We start from the raw sequence: 20327 nt of genomic DNA, 5'->3' as shown, positions 1-20327 counted from the left end.
GCGATTCTGTAAGCAGTAGGTGGTGGCACAGGCGAGGTAGCGGGGGTCGTTGTTATCGGTGGGTCGTGAGAGGTTGCGGATGGGACAGAAGACACCGTACTCCTGTCTTATCCCAAGATGCCCGGTCTTCGAGGTTGTGTGCTTCGACCGCCGGTGGCGTGCGACTGGGCGCATTCGGTTCGTGGCGGTACGCCGGAAGCATGTCGAAGCGGCGCCCGTATCCGAGTGACCTGTCCGATGCCCGCTGGGAGTTGGTTGAGCCGGTCCTGGCGGCCTGGCGTTTTGAGCGCCGCGGCCGAGCTCTGGACTTCGGCCGGCCGCCGGAACACGACCTGCGCGACATCATGGACGCGATCTTGTACGTGGACCGGACCGGGGTGCAGTGGCGCTACCTCCCGCACGACTTCCCACACTGGAACACGGTCTACGGCTACTTCGCCAGATGGCAGCAGGAAGGCGTGTTCGCCCAGCTCAACGGCCTGCTCAGGCAACTCTTACGGCAAAAGGAAGGCCGGGAGGCCCAGCCGTCGGGCTGCGTGATCGACGCGCAGAGCGTGAAGACCTCCACCAGCGTGCCCGCCTCCGGCCAGGGCATCGACGCCGGGAAGAAGATCGTCGGACGAAAGCGGAGCATCGTCACCGACACGATCGGCCTCCTGCTGGCCGTGCTGGTCACCGCGGCAAGCGTGCAGGACTCCATCGCCGGCACCCAGCTCCTGGACCAGGTCGCCGTCGAGCATCCCCGCATCCGCAAGGTGTGGGTTGATGGTGGCTACCGCCAGCACCTCGTCGAGCACGCCGCCGGCCTCGGCATCGACATGGAAATCACGCAACGCCAGCCCGGGACCAGGGGATTCTCCCCGATCCCCAAGCGGTGGGCGGTCGAACGGACCTACGGTTGGCTCATGCTCCACCGCCGTCTGGTCCGCGACTACGAAACCCTGCCCGTCCGCTCCGAGGCCATGATTCACATTGCCATGACGGACCTCATGGCCCGTCGCCTCACCGGCGAGAACACCGTCTCCTGGCGCGACCCGACACGGCAGACCAAACAGCAGATTCCGGGATGAAACAACAGGATAAAACGACCTCTTAGAGGGCATTTGATCTAGGCGTATTGCCCTGTATGCCCTAGTAGTTTCCTCGCCAGGTTGGCGTGGTCTCGTCCGTTAAGCGCTTGGCGAGGTTGTCGATCGAGGCGATGTGGATCATCGCCTCGGAGCTGGCCGTGAGCGTCTCGTAGTCGCGGGCGAGACGGCGGTGCATCATGATCCAACCGATACTCCGCTCCACTACCCAGCGTTTTTTCACGACGTGGAAGCCGCGCTTTTCTGGGTTTCTGTTGACGACTTCGACGTCGATGCCGAGGCGGGCTCCGTGCTCGACCACGGCGTTCTTGAAGCCGGTGTCGACCCAGCTTTTCGCGATGGTTGGGTAGGTCGCTTTCGCCTGGTCGAGGAGGCGTATTCCCATGGCGTTCTCGGAGAGGCCGGCGCTGGCAACGGTCACGGTGAGGATGAAGCCGATCGTGTCGGTCAGGATGCCGCGCTTGCGGCCCACGATCTTCTTCGCGGCGTCCGTTCCCTGGCTGTTCAGGGGTACGTTGATGGAGGTCTTGACGCTCTGGGTGTCGATGACGGAGCCAGTCGGCTCGGGCTTGCGCCCCTCCTTCACGCGGGCCAGGGCGGTGAGGTCGTAATTGAGCTGGGTGAAGATTCCCTCGTCGCGCCAGGCGGCGTAGTAGAAGTAGACGGTACCGTGGCCGGGGAAGTCGTGCGGGAGGTATTTCCAGGGGATTCCGGTTGTCGGCGTACGGAGTTAGATCCCCAGTTGCGTACCTTTCTTCGTCCCCACCTGTCAGGCCACGTCCGTCTCGCGCTCGATGGCCTGGAGGCGGTTCTTCAGCCGGTAGCTGGGGCCGTTGATCGCGACGACGTCGCAGTGGTGCAGGAGCCGGTCAAGGATCGCGGTGGCGAGGACTTCGTCGCCGAAGACTTGACCCCACTCGCTGAAGGTCTTGTTCGAGGTCAGGATGATCGAGCCCTTCTCGTAGCGCTTGGAGATCACCTGGAAGACCAGGTTCGCCTCGGCACGTTCGAGAGGTTGGTAGCCGACTTCGTCCACCACCAGGACGCTCGGCCGCAGATAGGAGCCGAGTTTGCTGGTCAGGCGCCCGGCTGTCTCGGCGGCTTTGAGATTGCGGACCATGTCGTCGAGGCTGGTGAAGTAGATCGAGTAGCCGGCCCGGCAGGCCGCGACCGCCAGCGCGATGGCGATGTGGGTCTTGCCGACTCCGGGCGGTCCCAGCAGAGCGGCATTGGCCTTGGCCTCGACGAAGGACAGGGTGGCCAGGTCCTTGACCTTGCGCGGATCGAGTTCGGGCTGGAAGGAAAAGTCGTATTCATCCAGCGTTTTGTGGTGCGGCAGTCGGGAGAGCCGTAGGCCCTGACGAAAGCGGCGGTCGTCACGGACGGCGAGTTCCTCGGAGAGAACCAGGTCGAGGAAGTCGAGGTAGCCCAGCTTCCCCTCGTCCGCCCGCCGGGTGAACTCGTTGATGGTTTCCGCCAGATGGGGCAGGCCGAGCTTCGCGGCCGTGGTGCGGATCCGGTTGCCGGTCAGCTCGCTCAAGACGATTCCTTCGTCGCTCGGTGGGTGGTGAAGGGGCGGGTCCCGGTCAGCTCGTCATAGACCGACAACGGCCTGCGGCCGACCTCGACGCGGGCAGCCTCGGCCCGGTTCAGCAGGGCCTGCAACGGTCCGGCCTCCTCACCCGAGGGACGGTGGTGACGCGGTTGGACAGGGACCTCGCCGGTGGTTGTCCGTCGGCCTTTGCCGGTGGGCAGCCCGTCCCAGTGCGCTTCCTCCACGACACGCACTCCACGGCCGACGGCCCGCTCATGCATGGCCAGCAGAGTTTCGCCGCGGTCGTCCGGAGCGGTGGAGTGCAGCGTGACCTGGGACTTCGTGGCCCGGATCTCGACGAGTTGGCGAGGGCGGACCTTGCGGGCGGGCACCGAGTAGAGGTTGCCCGCGAAGGCGACCAGACAGTCCTTGCCGACCGGCCGCAGGTGCCGTTCGGCGACCAGATACGGAGCCGGCGGCAGCGTTTTGAGAGCCGCGTGATCCCGGGCGGCGCGATGTCCGATCACCTCGCGGTGGGTTGTGTGGACCTGAGCCCGGCGCCTGGGCACCCAGGCCGTGAACGCGGCGTCCATCTCCTCGACGCAGGAGAAGGCCCGCCCGGCCAGGACGTGGTCGCGGACGATCAGGACCTGGCGCTCGACGCGGCCTTTGCCGGTGGGACGGTAGGCGGCCAGCACGTCGATGTCGAAGTCGTAGTGGCCGGCGAAGCCGACCGCTTCAGGATGCAGTGGCACCGCCTCGCCGGGGGCGACGTGACGGCGGACGACGGTCTTGGTGCGGTCGTAGACGATCGTCATCGGGACCCCGCCGAAGTGCGCGAATGCCCGCCGGTGACAGTCGAAGAAGGTCTCCAGATCCTGGCTCGTGGTGAAGCAGCAGAACGGATCACGGGAGTACGACAAGGTCATGTGGAACGAATAGACCTTCCCGACGCCCATGTGGTTCAGGATCTTGCCCTCGTCGCCCCAGTCCACCTGAGCCTGGGCGCCGGGGATCACCTCGAACCGGCGGTGCATGCCCGCCAGTTCCTTCGGCGTGATGCCCAGTTCCTCGGCGACCCTGGGCCGGGCTTCCTGAACGTAGAGCTTGACCCGCTGGTAGTTCCCGGTGAACCCGTACTCCGCCACCAGCCGTTCATGGATGACCGCTGCCTTCATCAGGACCTCGGCCCGCAGCATCGCGTCGACCAGCGGCGCGAACTCGTCGATCACCCTCGCCCGGGACCGCCCGTTCGGCGACCGCCGCGGAGGAGTCGCCGGCCCCGGTGCCGAAAGGTACTTGCGGACCGTCTTGCGGTCCAGCCCTGTCTCCCGGGCGATCTCCGACAGACTCAAGACCCCCGATTCCAACAGTCCACGAAATCGCCGCAGTTCCAACCAGCGATGCGGGTCCAAGACCATCGTCATCCACCCTCCGCCGCCACACCGACAAGCAGCAGAGTGCCGAGCACCACGCCTCACCGCATCAACAACTGTCCCTATTCATCCGTACGAAGCTGGGGACGTAAATGTGTACGCCGACACCGGTGCGGTTGAGGTAGAGAATCGCGTTGAACACGTCACGTAAGTCGACCTGGGCCGGCTTTCCGGTGGGCCGGCGTTCGAGCCGGGCGTTCCGCCAGGCCGTCAACGTCGGCTCGATCAGGGCCCATCGGGCGTCGGACAGGTCGCTGGGGTACGGCTTGCGCTCGCTCACGGCACAGCGTGATCACGACCGAGGCGGAAATCTCCGCTCTGCACAAAAGCGGGAGATTCTGCTGCGTCTCCACGTCAGACGGGTTTCCGGGCGCAGAAGCGGATGAGACGGGCACCCGGGCTCGCGTCCGCTCCTGGGGTATCCGACACTTACAAGGCGAACCATGTCAAAGTGGAACGCTCAAATAAGCCGCATAACAGCCTTGACCTGCATAAACGCCCTCTTAGTGGGCGGTTCGTAGGGCAAAGCCCTTTTCTGGCTGAGGTGGGAGCAAGGTGGCTGGTGGAGGTTGTGTCGGCTATCGCTTCCGGGCGAAGTTGCCGGTGTCGGCCTCGGTGAGGATCCCGAGTTTGACCAGGCGTTTCAGCTTGGCGCGGGTGCCTTCGACGTTCTTCGGCAGCAGTTCGTGGCCGAGGGCTTGGCAGACGTCCTTGGCCCGTAGCGGCCCGGTCGCGTGGTTGAAGGCGGCCAGGATGCGGGGGGTAGTCCGGATGCTCGGGCAGCTCCGGCGCGACGGCCGGGAGACCGGTCGGTGAAGGCCGGTGACGGTCTTGCGGGTGATCGTGAGGTGCTCCAGGTGCATCTCGGCCTCCCGCAGCCTGGTTTGCAGGTCGATGATCTGTGCGCGGAGGTCGTCGGCCAGGGTCCGGGCGGTGTCTTCCTGGAGGTCCAGGGCGTCGAGCAGGGGCCGGAGGTTCACGCTGCTGCTGCCTGCGGCTCGCGCCAAGCGGGTGCGTTCGCGCCGGTGAGGCGTCGGGTCATGGCATGGGTCATCGCCCAGTAGACACGGGAGGCGGAGGACGATGAGCGGTGCTCGTAGTCGCGGACCAGGCGCCGGTGCAGTATCAGGATCCCGTACGTCTGCTCGACCCTCCACCGCTTCGGCTGCGGCACGAACCCCTTGACCTGCGGGTTGCGTCGGACGATCTCGACATCGATCCCCAGGCCGGCGCCGTGCATGACGACCTGGTTCTTGAAGCCCTGGTCTACCAGGGCTTTGCGGACACTTCCGCCGGCGTGCTCGGCGACCTGGTCCAGCACGACGATGCTCGCAGCGTTGTCGTGGGTGTTCGCCACGAGGACGACGACCGCGATGACCAGGCCGAGGACGTCCACGGCAAGACCCCGCTTGCGGCCGGGCGCCCGCTTGGCCGGATCGTGGCCGCTCGTGGAGGCGGGGACCCCGGCGGCCACGTCGACACTCTGGGTGTCCAGGACCACCAGGGTCGGGTCCTCTCATCGCCGGACGCGCGCGGACCTGGCAGCGCAGGAGTTCATGGATGACCTGGTTGGTCCCGTCGTCCCGCCAGGCGGCGGAGTAGTAGGTCGCGCTCTTCTGCGGCAGGTCGTGCGGGAGATAGGCCCACTGGCAGCCGGTCCGCCCCTGGTAGAGGATCGCGTTCACGATCTCCCGCATGTCGTAGGCGCCCTGGTGGCCGCTGACCGAGCGGTGCCGGTCCTTCCACGCAGTGATCACCGGCTCGATCAACGACCACTGCTCGTCCGATAAGTCACTCGGGTACGGCTTGCGTTCACTCACCCGGTCACATCAGCAGATCACCAACCGCGGACCGGCAGGATTCCGCCCCGACGCCACACGATCAGGCGAGAGCAAATCTCATCAAAGACGCACGAACCGTCCACTAACGAACCGAGCTGGCCGCAACCCCAGGAGCCAGCACGCAGCACCTGCCGGTGAATGCCTCGGAGATCGCCTACGAGCCGGTCGGCAGGGCTGCGAGAACGCGGACCTGCCCAAAAGTACCGGGTCGGTCTGACCGTGCGCTACCAGCGGCGGACGCTGGTATCAGCAGTCGGCGTCGGTCGCGGTGGTGTCGGCCTGTGCGGTGCGGGCGACGCGGGCGAGCAGGGTGCGCAGCTGAAGGTTGTCGTGTTCGTCGAGGTCTACGAGCAGCTTCGCTTCGGCTGTGGCGATCTTCTGTCGTACCTCGTTCAGGCGGGTGCGTCCGGTGTCCGTGAGCAGGACCTGTCGGGCGCGGCGGTCGCGGGGGTCGGGTTTGCGAGTAACCAGGTCGTGGGTTTCGAGGTCGTCGAGAAGGTAGGTCATCACGGTCCGGTCGAGCCTCACGGCTTTGGCGAGGGCCAGCTGGGAGGGCGGTTCGCCGCCGGAGAGGGCGACTAGGACGAGGTAGGCGCGTGCGCCGCCGGGGAGGTCGGCGACGGATGCGGTGGCGACTCGGCGGAACGCCGAGGAGACCATGCGTATCGCCCAGCCCAGGTCCGTGTCCAGCGCCAGCTCGGCGGCCTCACCAGCGGGTTGGTTGGACGTTGATGCACTCATTTGCACAGCTTAGCATGATGTGCATTAGAGCAGATGTTCTTGCTAGCAGACTATCTTTCATGCATAGTTTGGATGGTCAGCGATCGCTGACCATCCGGAACACCTATCGCATGAGCAGCAGCGAGTTCTGCAGGGCCGCACGGCGCTGGTGACTGGAGCCATTTCGGGGATCGGCAAGGCCATGCCCGGAACTCAGCCCGCCAGGGCGCGACCGCCCACGAGAGAGCAATCCGCAGAACATCCCAGCGATGAAAGGAAATGTGCCGTGAGCACAGCTGACTGGCTTCCCGACGGCTTCACCATCAAGCGCATCGCCACCAACGACACGCACCTTTCGGTCGCGGTCGGAGGCAGCGGCCCCGTCCTGGTCCTCCTCCACGGCTGGCCCCAGACCTCCCGCGCTTGGGCCCGGGTCATGCCGGCGCTCGCCCGCACCCATACGGTCGTCGCCCCCGACCTGCGCGGCACCGGAGACAGCGACCGCCCCGCAGAGGGCTACGCCAAGACCAACCAGGCCGACGACATGCGGGGCATACTTGACGCCCTGAACCTGGCGGGTCCCGTCGCGGTGGCCGGCCACGACATCGGCTCGATGATCGCCCTGGCCTGGGCCGCCTCCCACCCCGAAGACATCTCCCATCTGGTCCTCATCGACGCCCCGCTGCCCGGCTTCGGCCTGGAAGAAGCGATGAATGTCGCGGAGGGCGGCATGTGGCATTTCGGCTTCTTCATGACCCCTCACATACCGGAGATGCTTTTCGACGGCCACGAACTGGAGTTCTTCACCGCCACGTTCACCGCCATGTCCAACCCCGGCACCTTCAGCGAAGCCGACCTGGCCACCTACGCCCAGGCATACACCGGCCGAGAGCGACTGCGCGGAGGCTTCGCCCACTACCGCACCCTCCTCGACGACGGACGCGACAACCGCGCCCTGCTCGCGCAGCGCAAGCTGGCCATGCCCGTCCTGGCCGTCGGCAGCACGCGCTCCGGCACCAACACTGCCGAGGCCCTCGCCCCCCACGCGGATGATGTGCGAGGCGCCGTCGCACCCACCGGACACTTCGTCGCCGAAGAAGACCCCGACTGGTTCATTACCACCCTGACCGGCTTCCTCGCCTGACGCCGGGTCTGTCAAAGGGACGGGTCTTCCAAGATTCTCGTAGGCGTTGATCGGTTGCGCGCTTTCGGCTTGGCCAGGCGGCTCGTTGGGGCAGGGTGGGGGCGTGTGATGTCGAGTTGACGGATCTACTGCCGCACCTGTCGTCGGTGTTGGCCGAGACGGTGGAAGCGGGCGAGAGCCTGGTCAGGATCACGGTGCGGACCCCGCGAGCTGAACTCACCGAACGACGGGCTCCTGGTGTTCTGACAGGCGAGTGAAGGATCGCCGGTAAGCAGTCGGGGTCAGCCCGACCCGCCGGACCAAGTGCTGGCGCAACGAGTCCGCGCTGCCCAGCCCGCTGCGCGCGGCGACGACGTCCATCGGTAGATCAGTGGATTCCAGCAGTTCCCTGGCTCGGATGATGCGCTGGTGCAGCAACCATTGCAGCGGGCTCAGTCCGGTCTCGTCCCGGAACCGGCGAGTCAGCGTCCGGACGCTGTTGTGGGCGTGCCGGGCCAGATCGGTGAGCGTGAGCTGCTGGTCGAGTCGCTGCAGGGCCCAGGCTCGGGTCTCGGCGAGTGAGACGCCGGTCTCGGCGGGCAGCGGAGTCTCGATGAACTGCGCCTGACCGCCGGGGCGCACGGGAGCCACGACGGCCAGCCGGGCCACCTCGTTGGCCGCCGCCGCGCCGTGGTCGGACCGGATCATGTGCAGGCACAGGTCGATACCGGCCGCCAGCCCAGCCGAGGTGAGAACCGGACCGTCCTCCACGAACAGGACGTCCGGTTCGAGCCGCACGGCGGGGTAACGGCGCCGGAACACGTCCGACTTGGCCCAGTACGTGGTCGCGCGCCTGCCCTCCAGCAGGCCCGCCTCAGCCAGCACGAAGGCACCGGTGCAGATCGACGCGATGCGCTTACCGGCGGCGGCCGCCTCGCGCAGTGCGGTAAGGACGGCCGGCGGGACGTCCTCGCGACCGGCTCCACCGGTCACCATCACCGTGTCGGCTTCCGCCACGGCCTCCAGCCCCCTGTGAACGGACACGTCGAACGCACCGCCGGACCGCAGAATTCCGGGTTCCGCCGTGCAGACCCGGATGTCGTACGCAGGCTGCCCGCTGGCCTCGACCGGGGTGAAGATCAGTTCTGGAATGGACAGGTCGAAAGCGGTGACCGGCGGTACCGCGACGACGACGATACGGTGCATGGCCCGAACCTCCGGATCTATGGCATTCCAGCCACTACCGTAACCCAGCACAGCTCGGCAGGGTGAATGCATGTCATTCGTTGTTGTCACCGGGGCCGGCGCGGCCGGTCTTCCCACTGCACGTCAGTTCGCGGAGAGCGGCGAGCAGGTCCGTCAGATCACCCGCAGCGGTCGCGGCACCGACCATCCGCTCGTCGAGCGCGTAGCCGCCGACATCACCGACACCGACCGGCTCACCGAACTCGTCGACGGGGCGCGCGTCGTGGTCAACTGCGCCATCCCCGCGTACGACCGCTGGGCCGTCGACGTGCCGCCAATGGCGCAGGCTCTGCTGACCGCCGTGGAACGGACCGGGGCCGGCTACGTGATGCTGGGCAACACCTACGGGTACGGCCCCGTCGACGGGCCGATGACCGAGGACCTGCCGATGGCCGCCATCACGGTCAAAGGCCGTGTCCGAGCGCGCATGTGGCTCGACGCGCTGGCCTCGCACGAAGCGGGCCGCGCGCGGGTCACCGAGGTGCGCGCCGGCGGGTTCCTCGGTCCGGGCCTGGCAGGCTCGTTCGCCGTGTTCGTGCTCGGTCCCGCACTGGCGGGTGAGGTCGCCTCCTATCCAGGCGACCTCGACGTACCGCACAGCTGGAGCTACACGGAGGACATCGCCCGCACACTCGTGGCCGCGAGCCTGGACGACCGCGCGTGGGGCCGGGCCTGGCACGTGCCGGTCACGTCGTCCCTGCCGGTGCGGGCGCTGGCCGAGCGGGTGGCCGAGCTGGCCGGGATGCCCGCGCCCGAGCTGCGCCGCATCGACCGCGACGAGCTGCTCACCCTGGCACCACAGCAGCCGCTGTTCGGAGAGCTCGTCGAGTTGTTGTACAGCAACGAGAACCCGCATGTCATCGACTCCACCCAGACCGAGGCCATCCTCGGCGTGCGGCCGACACCACTGGACGCGGTCCTGCGGGAGACTCTCGCCGGAGCCGCCACGCCGACCGGGAACTTCGCTGACCGGCTCGCCCGCCGCATCGCGAACTAGCCACCCACTCCCCGAGCTCCGCGATCGGTCGACTGGGTTGCACAACCCAGAGATGTCCGATAACGGGTTGAACAACCCAGAAAGCGGCGGAGTGTGATCATCACCTTGCCGCCCGCCGCGCACGCCGATGCCGCAGACCAGGCGCTGCTGCCCGTCTCCGGCGCGGAGAACAACCATCCCCGAACCAGATCGTTCAAAGGAACCGCAATGCCCGCCAACGCCTTCGAGCCGTATCAACTTGCCGGAAAGACCCTGAAGAACCGCATCGTCATGGCCCCCATGACCAGGAGCCGCGCCCCCGGCGGGACGCCGACCCGGTCGATGGCCACCTACTACGCGCAGCGCGCCGGAGCCGGCCTCATCATCACCGAGGGCACCCAGCCGTCCGTGCAGGGACAGGGCTACACCGACACCCCCGGCCTGCACTCGCCGGAGCAGGTGAACGCCTGGCGAACAGTCACCGACGCCGTGCACGCCGAGGGCGGCGTGATCTTCGCACAGCTCATGCACTCCGGCCGCATCGGACACCCGGACCTGCTGCCCGACGGTCTAGTTCCCGTCGCGCCGTCGCCCGTGCGGGCCGAGGGACAGCTGTTCACCCACACCGGAATGCAGGACTTCGTCGTACCGAAGGAGCTCACCGAGAACGACATCCTCGCCACCATCGAGGACTACGCCTCGGCCGCGCGCAATGCCGTTGCTGCCGGGTTCGACGGCATCGAGCTGCACGGCGCGAACGGCTACCTCATCAACCAGTTCCTCTCGACACACACGAACCGGCGTGACGACCGGTGGGGTGGCTCAGTGGAGGGCAGGATCCGGTTCGCCGTCGAGGTGGCCAGGGCGGCGAGCGAGGCCATCGGCGCCGACAGGGTTGGAATCCGCATCTCGCCCGGCGCCGTCGTGAATGACATCCACGACGACCCCGACCACGACGCCACGTTCATGCCGCTGCTCCGGGAACTGAGCGCTCTCGACCTCGCCTACCTGCACCTGGCCGAGCGCGCCGGCCGCGACCTGACCAAGCGCTTGCGCGCGGCGTGGCCGAACACACTCATCCTCAACCCCGACACGGGCTCCACTCCGACAGGCCCCGCCGAGCTGCAGCTCATCGAGGACGGCACCACCGATTTGCTCGCCCTCGGCGCCCACTTCATCGCCAACCCCGACCTGCCGCACCGGCTCGCCACCGGAGCCCCGCTCGCGCAAGGCGACCGCCGCACCTTCTTCAGCGGTGGCGACGACGGCTACATCGACTACCCACCGCTTCCGCTCAACGACGAAGCCGGCGTTCCGAGCTAGCGACGGCCACCGAACGGCGGGGCCTCAGTGAGGTCGTCCCACACCCGTAGGAAGCGGACTCGATGGCGGTAGACACCGTCATCGATGGAAGTGTCCCCGGCGAATTCAGCCACCAAGCACGGCTCGACCGGAGTGTGGCCGAGGACATTGCGTGCTCCCCACCCTGAACTGAAGCGGCGCCCCTGCCACGGGTTGCCCGGCGCGGGCGCCGACGACTCCGGGATCGTGGTGCGGCGCCGTCGGCCACGGATCACGCCCTCCAGACCGCGTTCGGCCATGAGCCGCTCGACGGTGCAGCGGGCCACCTCGACCCCCTTGCGTCGCAGCGCGCGGGTGATCCGGCGGGCCCCATACGTGCCGCCGGACTCGGCGTGGACCTGCTCGATCACCGGCATGAGCTGTTCGTCGCGGAGCCGGCGGGCCGACTTCGGCCGCTTCTTGTGGGCGAAGTATGTCGACGGCGACAGCTCCAGCACCTGGCAGACGGGATCGACCCCGAGACCGTTCGCACGCAGATGGTCGATCACCTGCTCGGCCTCGTCCGGGGACGGTCGATCTCCTGGGCAAAAAACACCGAGGCGGCTTTGAGGATCTCGTTGGCCCGCCTCAACTCCACTACTCTTGTCGGCGTACACACGATCGTGGCTCTGGCAAGATTTTCTTACTGAGGTTTTCGTTAGTTCTGTGGTGTTTGGGAATTTAGTGTCAGTCCGGTGTGGGTGAGGAAGGGCCACGGGAGTTGCTCGCTGGAGCAGACCCGGCGGATGCCGCGTTCGGCTGCGTCGGCGACATCGGCGAGGTGGTTGCCGGCGAGGTTGGCCAACTCGCGGGTCTTGATGGCCGACCACAGTCTTTTCACCGGGTTGAGTTCGGGTGCGTAGGCCGGCAGTCGCTCCAGGGTGAGCCAGTCCTGCTCGGCCGCCCAGGCCCGCATGCCCCGGCTCCAGTGGGCCGACAGCCCGTCCCATACCATCACCACCGGTTCCCCGGCGTAGAAGATCTTGATCTGTTCCAGCACCTCGATCAGGGAAGTGGTCTCGTAGCTGCCCGGCTTGAGGTGGAAGCACAGCCGTGGTCCGCGCCCGCCGCCGGCGGCGTGGTAGCCCAACGCCGCGGCCATCGAAGCTCGTTTCCAGTTCAGCCGGTGCCGCAAAAGGGGAGTGCGCCCGCGAGGCGCGTAGGTGCGGCGCACCTGAGGCAGCAGCGACACGCTCGATTCGTCGAAGAACACGATCCAGGCACGTTTGTTCACCGCCCCCTTTTGATGTGCGGCCACTCGTGGGCGACCCACCGGGCGATCTCACACTCGTCCCGTTCGACGGCCTGACGCCGGGGCCGCTGCAGACTCCACCCCAGCCGGCCGGTCAGCAGACGCCATACCGATGCCCGGGCCAACGTCATCCCGGTCACCCGCTCCACCACCACGCCGACCCGTTCCAAAGTCCACAGGTCCGCCTCGAACCCGTGCGCCTGGGCGCCCTGCTCCAAAGCCTGGCGGACCTCCGCGACCTGCGCGTCGTCCAGCTTGGGAGGCCAACCGCCAGGCGGGCGCCGCCGCAGAGCTGCAGTTCCCTCCTGCTCCCACACGCGTCTCCACCGTCGCACACTCTCCAGACAGACCCCCACCGCCCGCGCGACCTCGGGCTGCGTACACCCCCGCTCGAACATCTCGGCCGCACGCATACGATGCGCCTCGGCCAACTGCGGCCGCGTCAACGGCGAAACGGCTACTGCACAAGCGTCAGATCCAGACTGCAAAGACACAGCCAGATCCTCACACCACCAAAGCCCCTGCACCCACAGAACTAACGAAAACCTCAGTAAGGGCTGTCCCGTAAGAGGGTTCCCTGATTGCTGGGGTCTCAGAGGAATATCCGGGGGACGTCCTTCTTGATGCAGAGCCGCAGGACGCCAGCCAGCTGGTGGGCGTCCTTGATGTGCTGCTGGAGGAGTTGGTCGCTGTCCTCCGGTGCCCACTGGTCGGTGATCGTCTCTAGCCGGACCAGAATCGACGCGCACTCGGCAGGTGAGAGGTCGTCACCGCCGTCATCCGGATGATCGAGGAGTGGCTCCAGAGCGGTGGACACCTCGCTCCACGGGCGCTCGCCGCCGAAGCCCCGCATCTCGGCAAGGACGACCCCTTCGGTCTCGGCCAGACGTTGCCGGAACGCGGCAAAGCCGCTGTAGGACCAGGAGACATCCGGACTGCTGTTGTCTCCGTCGCCCGGGAAAAGAACCAGCCCCATGTGCCCTCCTCACTTGCCGAACACACAGGATCGAGGACATGAGGCAGCCTCGGCAACTGAGATGATCTTGTTGTGGCTGGTGTGATCACGGCGTCGGAACTGTCCTGGACAGCCCCGTTCAGCGGGCTGAGCCCGAGGCAGTTCGGGAAGTTGGTAACCCTTCTGCGGCGCCAGGGTGCGGACGCCGTTCGCAAGGGCCGGCCGTGGAGCCTTCCGCTGGAGGACCGCGCTCTGCTGGTCGCGGCCTATTGGCGCACGAACCTGACCATGCGGCAGCTCGTCCCGCTGTTCGGGGTCTCGAAGTCCACGGCGGACCGGATTATCGACCATCTGGGACCGATGATCGCCCTTCAGCCCCGCAGGCGGTTCGCCAAGGACACCGTGCTCATCGTGGACGGCACCCTGGTTCCTACCCGGGATCACACCATCGCCGAGCGGTCGAAGACATCTCATGTCGGTCAGCGGTCAAATGGACTCTCAGGCACCAAGATCGATAGATGGTGCGAATGCACGATCGGGGTCGAACAGCATGCGGCGCTGTAGGCAGTGGTAGAGGCAGCCGAGCAGTTTGTTAAATAGGTTTCTGAGAGCTGCGGTATGGCGTTCTCCACGAGTGCGCCGTCGGTCGTAGTGGGCGCGTGGGGCCTGTGTGCGCAGGGCTGCGAAGGCCCACATGTGTCCGGCTGAGGCCAGTCGCTGGTTCTTGACGGTCCGGGCCACAACCATGTGGCTGCGGCCGGAGGCTCGTGTGACAGGGGCAGCGCCGGCGTATGCCTTCATGGCTCTGGCGTTGGCGAAGCGTTCGCGGTCGTCTCCGATCTCGGCGAGGACGCGTGCTCCAGAGAGCACGGAAAGCCCTGGGAAGCTGGTGATGACCTCGGCATCCGGGTGCGCGAGAAAGGTTTTGTCCGTCGCCACCGCCAGCTGAGCCACGCTGGTGCAGGCGGCGTCAACCTGCCGGATGAGCGCCACTGCCTGGTGGCCCATGGCCTGTTCGACCTGCGGCAGCTGCCGCAGGGAGTCCGCGCGAAAAATTGCCCGAAGTCGCTCGATCTCGGCTTCGATCCCGCAGCGTGGACGCTCACCGCGCTTGAGTAACGCGTGCAGCTGGCGACGGGTGAGCTTGGCGGCCTCGGCCGGCGTGGGTGCGGCGGTCAGGATCACGCGGGCGCGCGGTGAGTCGAGTCCAGGTTTTCCAGGGCCGCAGAAGGCAGTCAGGGCGGCTGGATAGTACTCACGCAGGTGTGACCGGAGCCGGTTGATCATTTGTTGCCGGTACCAGATTGCGTCTTGGTGAGCGCGGGCCAGAACGGCGACGGCCTGCCCAGCTTCGCTGTCGTCAGGCAGGGGCCGGTGAGTGCCGATCGGTCCGCAGGATATTGGCCAGGACGCGCGCATCCGCTGCGTCGGACTTGGCTCGGGAGACGCTGGCGCGGTCGCGATAACGCGCGGCGGCCAGTGGGTTGATTGCGTAGATCTGTCGGCCAGTGGCCCGCAGGCAGGCGACAAGAAGACCGCGCGGTGTCTCGATGGCGACCGGGATCGGATGCTCCGAGGTGTCACCGTGCCGGTTCAGCAGTTCCATCAGCGCGTGGAAGCCGGCACTGTCGTCACTGATACGCAGCTTGGCCACCTGGATTCCGTCCTGGCCTACCAGGGCTAAGTCGCGATGGCCTTCTGCCCAGTCGATGCCGCAGAAAATTTCGTTCACGTCTGTGCCTCCGTATGTAACTGCAGGTCGATCCCGGGCGCAGCACGCGGCGCTCTAATAGAAGTGCTCGGGGCACGCCATCTCACGAGCCGTTCGTGTCTCCAGCGACCGGCAGGGACCTCGGTCTGATGGAGAGCTCAAGGGCTCGCGAACTGCTGAGAGATCGGCCCCTGCCGGCGGGCTGGTGACATGAAACAGGTGACTTTCCCGCTCCTGCCGGGCGGGACCGGTCTTGCACGAGAGATCCAGGTCCCGGAACTACCGAAGGTCTCCGCCCGGCAGAGCGAGACAAAGTGGAGCTGGTCTGACAAAGGAGATCAACATCCCGGAACAGGCCAGGCTTCCACTCTGTCAGCGAGCCCTTGCGCTCACGAACGCAGGCTCGCCGACGAGCTATTAGAACTACCGGTACTCGACCGGCCTGCAGGTCGTCATCGACGCCAACAGCCTCCTGGTGGTGGCGGCTGGGCTCCCGCTGCCCGGCAGTCGCAACGACTGCCGGGCCTTCACGGAGTCCGGCATCGACCAGGCATGCCGCGGGCCCCGACCATCGCCGACGGCGGCTACCAAGGCACTGGTCTCCTCATCCCGCATCACAAACGACCAGGCCAGAGCCACCTCAGCCCACAGCAGGAAGCAGACAACGCCGCCCATCGCCGGGGCCGAGCACGGGTGGAACACGCCCTGTCGCGGCTGAAGAACTGGAAGATCTTGCGGGACTGTCGGCTCAAGGGCGACAAAGTTCACCAGGCCATGCTCGGCATCGCCCGGCTCCACAACCTGGCCCTCACTGGATAACTCTCACCCCATACGGGACAACCTCCAGCCGAGCGCCTGCATAAAGTGCTCGCGGCCTGATCGACACGACCACGTGTTGCAGCTCCCCGCTGAAACCCTCGTGGGAGTCGCCCGTGGCGGGACGGCAGACGAGCTCAGAGCTGGCTTTCGCCGCCATCCACGGCCAGCTCGATGCCGGTGGTGTACGTGGCATCGAAGGCGAGGAATGCGGCCGCCTTGGCGAACTCTTCGACGGTGCCGTAGCGCTTCATAGGGTTGCTCGCGGTCCGCTCCGCCCTGAACTGGTCAGCGGCCTCTTTGGGCAAGTTCATCGTTTCCAGAATCCCCGAGTCGATGGGACCCGGGCTGATCGCATTGACACGGATTCCCCGCGGAAGCAGCTCCCGGGAGAAGGTGCGGGCCATCGAGCGCAGCGCCGCCTTGCCTGCCGCATACACGCTGGTGTCCACCATGCCGATGACGTTCGCGATCGAGGTGGTGAGGACGATGCCGGCGTTCGCGCTCAGCAGCGGAGCGAGCTTCTGCACAGTGAAGAAGGCGCCCTTGACGTTGATCGCGAACAACTCGTCGTACACGTCCTCGGTCGTCGACTCGAGGGGCGTGAGGGGTGAGATGCCGGCGTTGACGAACAAAGCCTCGATCGAGCCGAGCTCGCTCTTTACACGGCCGACGAGCATGTCCAGGTCGGACAGTGAGGCCACATCCGCCCGGGTAGCCACGGCATTCTCGCCGAGCCGCTCGCGTGCCGCGTCGAGCTTGGCCTGAGAACGGCCGGTGATCACCACGCGGGCTCCGCCGTGCACCAGCAGCTCCGCCAGCGCAAGCCCCATGCCGCTGCTGCCACCCGTGATCACCACATTCTTGTCGCTGTACTTACCCATACCGAGGTTGCTCCGTTCCATCATCAAAAACATGCTGATATATCTGGGTGTCGTCATTCATGGAACGAATCAGCCGAGGGTTTCGATCTTCATGTCGCCTGTGGTGACCGTGCGGATGTGATCGCTGGCGAGCAGGTCGTGCGGATTGCCGAGGTCGATGGAGCTGACCTCGTCGAGGCGGGCCAGCTGGGAGGGATTGAGGTCGACCTGCAGAGCACCCAGGTTGTCCTCCAGCTGCGCGATGGTGCGGGCGCCGATGATGGGTGCCGTCACGCCCGGGGCGTTCAGGGTCCAGGCCAGTGCGACCTGGGCGGGTGTGCGCCCTATCTCCGAGGCCACCTTCTTCACCACATCGGCAATGGCAAGGTTGCGGTCGGTGACCCATCCCAGGGCGACGTTGAGGCTCTTGCGGTTGCTGGCGGCTTCGCCGACCACGGAGCCCGCCTGGTTCTGGTCCTCCCGGCTGTACTTGCCGGTGAGCACCCCGCCGCCCAATGGGGAGAAGGGGACCACGCCGAGTCCCATCTCGCGTGCCATCGGGATCAGGTCACGCTCCGCGGTGCGCTCGATCAGGCTGTACTCGGTCTGCAGTGCGACCAGTGGTGACCAGCCGCGCAGGTCGGCGATCGCCTGCATGCGCGACACCTGCCAGGCCGGGGCGCTGGAGATCGCCACGTACAGCACCTTGCTCTGCCTCACCAGGTCGTCCAGGCCCCGCAGGATCTCCTCCACCGGCGTCCTGAAGTCCCATATGTTCACGTAGAGCAGATCGATGTAGTCGGTGTTCAGCTGCCGCAGACTGGCTTCCACCGACGCCAGCATGCTCTTGCGGTGGGTACCCCCGGAATTCGGGTCACCGGGCTGACGCAGCGTCGAATATTTCGTCGCCAGCACCATCTTGTCGCGGTTGGTGCGGGCGAATTCGCCGAGCAGTCGCTCGGAGCTGCCGTTGGTGTAGGTGCTGGCGGTGTCGAAGAAGTTGCCGCCGAGCTCGGTGTAGCGGTCGAAGAGCTTGCGCGCCTCGTCGCGCTCGGCGCCCCAGCCCCACTCGGTGCCGAAGGTCGCCGTGCCCAGCGCCAGCGGTGAGACCCGGAGTCCGGAACGGCCCAGCAGCCGATAGGTGTCGAGAGTGAGTGCCATCGTGTTCTCCTGTGCGGTTCGTGGCGTTCGAGAGGTGCGGATTGGTGGTCGACCCGCCCGGGTTTCAGGCGCCGAGCCCGTAGCCGCCGGCCACGGTGATGTCCTGGCCGGTGATGTAGCCGGCGGCGTCCGAGGCGAGGAAGGCGACTGCCTCCGCGATCTCCTGGCTGGTTCCGAAGCGCTTGAAGGGGATCTTCGAGCGCATGGCGTCCCGGCCGCTCTCGGGCACCCCCAGCTTGTTGAGCAGCGGGGTGTCGGTGGCCCCGGGGCTCACGGCGTTGACCCGAATCCTGCGCGGGGCCAGTTCGAGCGCGAGGGAGGGCAGCATGGCCAGCAGCGCGCCGCGTGTCGCCGCCCCCACCGTGGCGCCAGGGGTGCCGCGACGGGATCCGATGCCGACGGTCAGCACGATCGAGCCGCCGTCGTTCATGAGGGGAAGGGCCTTTTGGAGGGTGAAGTACTGACCCTTGAAGTTGAGGTCGGCGTGCTCGTCGAACGATTCCTCCGTCACCTCGGCAACCGGTGCCGGACGGAAGATCCCGGCGTTGAGGAAGAGCAGGTCCAACGATCCGAACCGCGCCGACACCTCCGACATCAGGGCGTCGGTGTCGGAGAGCACGCGCCCGTCGGATCGGACGACGAGCACGTCACCGGGGAGCTCGGACTGCGCCCGCGCAACGGATTCGGGATTCTGTCCGGTGACCGCGACCTGGTAGCCGCGGGTGTGCAGCAGCTCGGCCGTCGCTCTGCCGATCCCGGTCGTCCCCCCGGTGATGATCGCTGTAGGCATGGCAAACCTTTCGTCGCTGAAGCGATGGGTGAGACCACCCGTAATCGGGGAACTCCCCGGTTGCCTCACCGTACACTGAACCGGGGACATCCCCGAATCGTTCCCGAGCCTCATCCGACACTCACGATCGCGAAGGTCATGACACCTCCACGCAGCACCCTGCGCGCCGACGCGCAGCGCAACCGCGAGCAGCTGATCACCACGGCCGCCGAAGCCTTCGCCTCCGGACGCCCGATCTCGCTGGACGCGATCGCCAAACGCGCGGGAGTGGGGAACGCCACCCTGTACCGACACTTCCCCACCCGAGAGGATCTGGTCGAAGAGGTCTACCGGGACCAGATCCGCCCCTTGCGCGAAGACGCGCGCACCCTCCTGGCCACCAAGCCGCCCGCACAGGCCCTCCACGCGTGGATGCTCCGATTCGCTGACTGGGCCGGCGAACGACGCGGCATCTGCGAGGCTCTGGTCGCCATGAGCGCTTCCGGCCGCTTCGGCACCGGACCGGTCTGCGACGAGGTCCAGCAAGTCCTGGCGATGGTGCTCGAGGCCGGCGCCACAGCAGGAGAACTGCGCAGCGACATCGACCCGGTCGAGGTAGGCGGCATCCTCGCCGGTTTGCTCTCCGTGGCCGGCGCACCCGAGCAGCGCCCCCAACTCAACCGCATGCTGGACGTCGTCGTCGACGGACTCAGGCCCCGCTAGCCTCAATACCGGTAACTTAGGGACAATCCGGTCATTGTTGTTGGCGTGGCAAGAGCGGGTCAGTCGAAGTCATCTGGTGAGCGGTTGTCGGACCGGGTCGCGGTCGGGGTGCTGACACAGGCGTTTCCTCAGTCGCTTGTGGACGAGGTGTTGTCGGAGACGGGTCGGGTGCAGCAGCGGAACCGGCTGTTGCCGGCCCGGCTGGTGGTCTACTTCGTGTTGGCGATGTGCCTGTTCTCCGGGCAGAGCTATGAGGAGGTCGCCCGGCTGCTGACCGCAGGTTTGCAGGGTGCGCGGCGTTGGCGTACGCCGTGGGTGGTGCCGAGTACGGCGGCGATCTGGAAGGCCAGGTCGCGGCTGGGGGTGGCGCCGTTGCGGCAGTTGTTGGCGCGGGTGTGCCGTCCGGTTGCCACACCGGACACTCGGGGTGCCTTCTACCGTGACTGGCGGTTGACCGCGATCGACGGCACAACGTTCGACCTGCCCGACACGAAGGCGAACGTGGAGGCGTTCGGCCGTCCGCCCCGCTCCGGTCGTGGTGAACAGGACGTCGGCTACCCGCAGTTGCGCATGGTCGGCCTGGTGGAGTGCGGTACCCACGCCGTCTTCGATGCTGCGACCGGAGGATTGCGCACCGGAGAGCAAACTCTGGCCCGGGCGGTCATGGTGTCCCTGCGACCGGGGATGCTGCTGCTGGCCGACCGTGGTTTCTACGGCGTGGACCTGTGGCGCACAGCCGCGGCCACGGGGGCGGACCTGCTGTGGCGAGTCCG

Annotated in this window: 18 protein-coding genes and 6 pseudogenes; 8 read left to right on the top strand and 16 right to left on the bottom strand. The window is 66.7% G+C overall.

Going from position 1 to position 20327, the window contains the following annotated elements; all coding sequences use genetic code 11:
• The first annotated feature begins 200 nt into the window (after nt 1-200).
• The gene (locus tag ACFYXC_RS33735; protein ID WP_389556008.1) at nt 201-1070 is read left to right on the top strand and encodes an IS5 family transposase; all 870 of its coding nucleotides are present in this window, start codon (nt 201-203) and stop codon (nt 1068-1070) included.
• A 61-nt stretch (nt 1071-1131) separates the two neighbouring features.
• Here ACFYXC_RS33735 and ACFYXC_RS33730 read toward each other — a convergent pair.
• From ACFYXC_RS33730 to ACFYXC_RS33700, 7 genes and pseudogenes are all read right to left on the bottom strand, one after another.
• A pseudogene (locus ACFYXC_RS33730) lies at nt 1132-1803 on the bottom strand (IS5 family transposase); the annotation flags it as partial.
• A gap of 54 nt (nt 1804-1857) precedes the next feature.
• Nucleotides 1858-2628 (bottom strand): IS21-like element helper ATPase IstB, encoded by a 771-nt coding sequence (istB, locus tag ACFYXC_RS33725; RefSeq protein WP_389556006.1) that lies wholly within the window; start codon nt 2626-2628, stop codon nt 1858-1860.
• A complete protein-coding gene (gene istA, locus ACFYXC_RS33720; RefSeq protein WP_389556128.1) occupies nt 2625-4043 on the bottom strand; it encodes an IS21 family transposase in 1419 nt (472 codons plus the stop codon). The genes istB and istA overlap by 4 nt, the downstream gene beginning before the upstream one ends.
• Nucleotides 4044-4161: 118 nt before the next feature.
• Nucleotides 4162-4338, bottom strand: a pseudogene (locus ACFYXC_RS33715) (transposase); the annotation flags it as partial.
• A gap of 298 nt (nt 4339-4636) precedes the next feature.
• Nucleotides 4637-5038, bottom strand: a complete 402-nt coding sequence (locus tag ACFYXC_RS33710) for a hypothetical protein (RefSeq protein WP_389556004.1) — start codon at nt 5036-5038, stop codon at nt 4637-4639.
• Nucleotides 5035-5878, bottom strand: a pseudogene (locus ACFYXC_RS33705) (IS5 family transposase). The gene ACFYXC_RS33710 and the pseudogene ACFYXC_RS33705 overlap by 4 nt, the downstream one beginning before the upstream one ends.
• A 267-nt stretch (nt 5879-6145) precedes the next feature.
• Entirely contained in the window at nt 6146-6640 is a 495-nt protein-coding gene (locus ACFYXC_RS33700; RefSeq protein ID WP_389556002.1) for a MarR family winged helix-turn-helix transcriptional regulator, read from the bottom strand.
• Nucleotides 6641-6905: 265 nt separating this feature from the next.
• On the opposite strand from ACFYXC_RS33700, the gene ACFYXC_RS33695 reads away from it, so the two are divergent.
• Complete coding sequence (locus ACFYXC_RS33695; protein ID WP_389556001.1) at nt 6906-7763, top strand: alpha/beta fold hydrolase; 858 nt, start codon at nt 6906-6908, stop codon at nt 7761-7763.
• Between the two features lie 216 nt (nt 7764-7979).
• On the opposite strand, the gene ACFYXC_RS33690 is transcribed toward ACFYXC_RS33695, so the two are convergent.
• A complete protein-coding gene (locus ACFYXC_RS33690; protein WP_389555999.1) occupies nt 7980-8948 on the bottom strand; it encodes a GlxA family transcriptional regulator in 969 nt (322 codons plus the stop codon).
• A gap of 70 nt (nt 8949-9018) precedes the next feature.
• On the opposite strand from ACFYXC_RS33690, the gene ACFYXC_RS33685 reads away from it, so the two are divergent.
• Both ACFYXC_RS33685 and ACFYXC_RS33680 read left to right on the top strand, forming a co-directional pair.
• A complete protein-coding gene (locus tag ACFYXC_RS33685; protein ID WP_389555996.1) occupies nt 9019-9984 on the top strand; it encodes an NAD-dependent epimerase/dehydratase family protein in 966 nt (321 codons plus the stop codon).
• A 207-nt stretch (nt 9985-10191) separates the two neighbouring features.
• On the top strand, nt 10192-11286 hold the full coding sequence (locus tag ACFYXC_RS33680; protein ID WP_389555994.1) for an alkene reductase: 1095 nt from the start codon (nt 10192-10194) through the stop codon (nt 11284-11286).
• Here ACFYXC_RS33680 and ACFYXC_RS33675 read toward each other — a convergent pair.
• From ACFYXC_RS33675 to ACFYXC_RS33660, 4 genes are all read right to left on the bottom strand, one after another.
• Entirely contained in the window at nt 11283-11813 is a 531-nt protein-coding gene (locus ACFYXC_RS33675) for an IS3 family transposase (protein WP_389555992.1), read from the bottom strand. The two genes, ACFYXC_RS33680 and ACFYXC_RS33675, sit on opposite strands and share 4 nt — an antisense overlap.
• A gap of 149 nt (nt 11814-11962) precedes the next feature.
• A complete protein-coding gene (locus ACFYXC_RS33670) occupies nt 11963-12538 on the bottom strand; it encodes a transposase (protein ID WP_389555990.1) in 576 nt (191 codons plus the stop codon).
• Nucleotides 12535-12969: a winged helix-turn-helix domain-containing protein gene (locus ACFYXC_RS33665; RefSeq protein ID WP_389555988.1), complete on the bottom strand. Its 435-nt coding sequence runs from the start codon at nt 12967-12969 to the stop codon at nt 12535-12537. Before ACFYXC_RS33665 ends, ACFYXC_RS33670 begins: the two co-directional genes overlap by 4 nt.
• 179 nt (nt 12970-13148) lie before the next feature.
• Nucleotides 13149-13532: a hypothetical protein gene (locus ACFYXC_RS33660; protein WP_389555986.1), complete on the bottom strand. Its 384-nt coding sequence runs from the start codon at nt 13530-13532 to the stop codon at nt 13149-13151.
• Between the two features lie 72 nt (nt 13533-13604).
• On the opposite strand from ACFYXC_RS33660, the pseudogene ACFYXC_RS33655 reads away from it, so the two are divergent.
• Nucleotides 13605-13976 (top strand): annotated as a pseudogene (locus ACFYXC_RS33655) (transposase family protein); the annotation flags it as partial.
• Nucleotides 13977-14009: 33 nt separating this feature from the next.
• Here ACFYXC_RS33655 and ACFYXC_RS33650 read toward each other — a convergent pair.
• A pseudogene (locus ACFYXC_RS33650) lies at nt 14010-15243 on the bottom strand (IS110 family transposase).
• Nucleotides 15244-15643: 400 nt separating this feature from the next.
• Here ACFYXC_RS33650 and ACFYXC_RS33645 point away from each other — a divergent pair.
• A pseudogene (locus tag ACFYXC_RS33645) lies at nt 15644-16041 on the top strand (transposase); the annotation flags it as partial.
• Between the two features lie 134 nt (nt 16042-16175).
• Here ACFYXC_RS33645 and ACFYXC_RS33640 read toward each other — a convergent pair.
• The 3 genes from ACFYXC_RS33640 to ACFYXC_RS33630 form a co-directional block, all read right to left on the bottom strand.
• Nucleotides 16176-16922, bottom strand: coding sequence for an SDR family oxidoreductase (locus ACFYXC_RS33640; protein ID WP_389555984.1), 747 nt, complete (start codon nt 16920-16922; stop codon nt 16176-16178).
• A 69-nt stretch (nt 16923-16991) separates the two neighbouring features.
• A complete protein-coding gene (locus ACFYXC_RS33635; protein WP_389555982.1) occupies nt 16992-18062 on the bottom strand; it encodes an aldo/keto reductase in 1071 nt (356 codons plus the stop codon).
• Nucleotides 18063-18126: 64 nt separating this feature from the next.
• Entirely contained in the window at nt 18127-18852 is a 726-nt protein-coding gene (locus ACFYXC_RS33630; protein ID WP_389555980.1) for an SDR family oxidoreductase, read from the bottom strand.
• A 138-nt stretch (nt 18853-18990) separates the two neighbouring features.
• Here ACFYXC_RS33630 and ACFYXC_RS33625 point away from each other — a divergent pair, with 138 nt between their 5' ends.
• Nucleotides 18991-19554 (top strand): TetR/AcrR family transcriptional regulator, encoded by a 564-nt coding sequence (locus tag ACFYXC_RS33625; protein WP_389555979.1) that lies wholly within the window; start codon nt 18991-18993, stop codon nt 19552-19554.
• Nucleotides 19555-19692: 138 nt separating this feature from the next.
• Nucleotides 19693-20327, top strand: a 635-nt coding sequence (locus tag ACFYXC_RS33620; protein ID WP_389555977.1) for an IS4 family transposase, incomplete at its 3' end; no start/stop codon positions are given.

This window comes from Streptomyces sp. NPDC002701, assembly GCF_042889045.1.
Lineage (GTDB): Bacteria > Actinomycetota > Actinomycetes > Streptomycetales > Streptomycetaceae > Streptomyces.
Note: the sequence above shows the minus strand (reverse complement) of the source record. Positions and strands in the feature narration are given on the sequence as shown.

What these genes read in the sequence shown, in the direction of transcription:
- ACFYXC_RS33735 (WP_389556008.1), top strand. Translation starts at nt 201, where the DNA reads ATGTCGAAGCGGCGCCCGTATCCGAGTGACCTGTCCGATGCCCGCTGG.
- istA (WP_389556128.1), bottom strand. Translation starts at nt 4,043, where the DNA reads ATGGTCTTGGACCCGCATCGCTGGTTGGAACTGCGGCGATTTCGTGGA.
- ACFYXC_RS33700 (WP_389556002.1), bottom strand. Translation starts at nt 6,640, where the DNA reads ATGAGTGCATCAACGTCCAACCAACCCGCTGGTGAGGCCGCCGAGCTG.
- ACFYXC_RS33690 (WP_389555999.1), bottom strand. Translation starts at nt 8,948, where the DNA reads ATGCACCGTATCGTCGTCGTCGCGGTACCGCCGGTCACCGCTTTCGAC.
- ACFYXC_RS33685 (WP_389555996.1), top strand. Translation starts at nt 9,019, where the DNA reads ATGTCATTCGTTGTTGTCACCGGGGCCGGCGCGGCCGGTCTTCCCACT.
- ACFYXC_RS33680 (WP_389555994.1), top strand. Translation starts at nt 10,192, where the DNA reads ATGCCCGCCAACGCCTTCGAGCCGTATCAACTTGCCGGAAAGACCCTG.
- ACFYXC_RS33665 (WP_389555988.1), bottom strand. Translation starts at nt 12,969, where the DNA reads ATGCGTGCGGCCGAGATGTTCGAGCGGGGGTGTACGCAGCCCGAGGTC.
- ACFYXC_RS33660 (WP_389555986.1), bottom strand. Translation starts at nt 13,532, where the DNA reads ATGGGGCTGGTTCTTTTCCCGGGCGACGGAGACAACAGCAGTCCGGAT.
- ACFYXC_RS33640 (WP_389555984.1), bottom strand. Translation starts at nt 16,922, where the DNA reads ATGGGTAAGTACAGCGACAAGAATGTGGTGATCACGGGTGGCAGCAGC.
- ACFYXC_RS33635 (WP_389555982.1), bottom strand. Translation starts at nt 18,062, where the DNA reads ATGGCACTCACTCTCGACACCTATCGGCTGCTGGGCCGTTCCGGACTC.
- ACFYXC_RS33630 (WP_389555980.1), bottom strand. Translation starts at nt 18,852, where the DNA reads ATGCCTACAGCGATCATCACCGGGGGGACGACCGGGATCGGCAGAGCG.
- ACFYXC_RS33625 (WP_389555979.1), top strand. Translation starts at nt 18,991, where the DNA reads ATGACACCTCCACGCAGCACCCTGCGCGCCGACGCGCAGCGCAACCGC.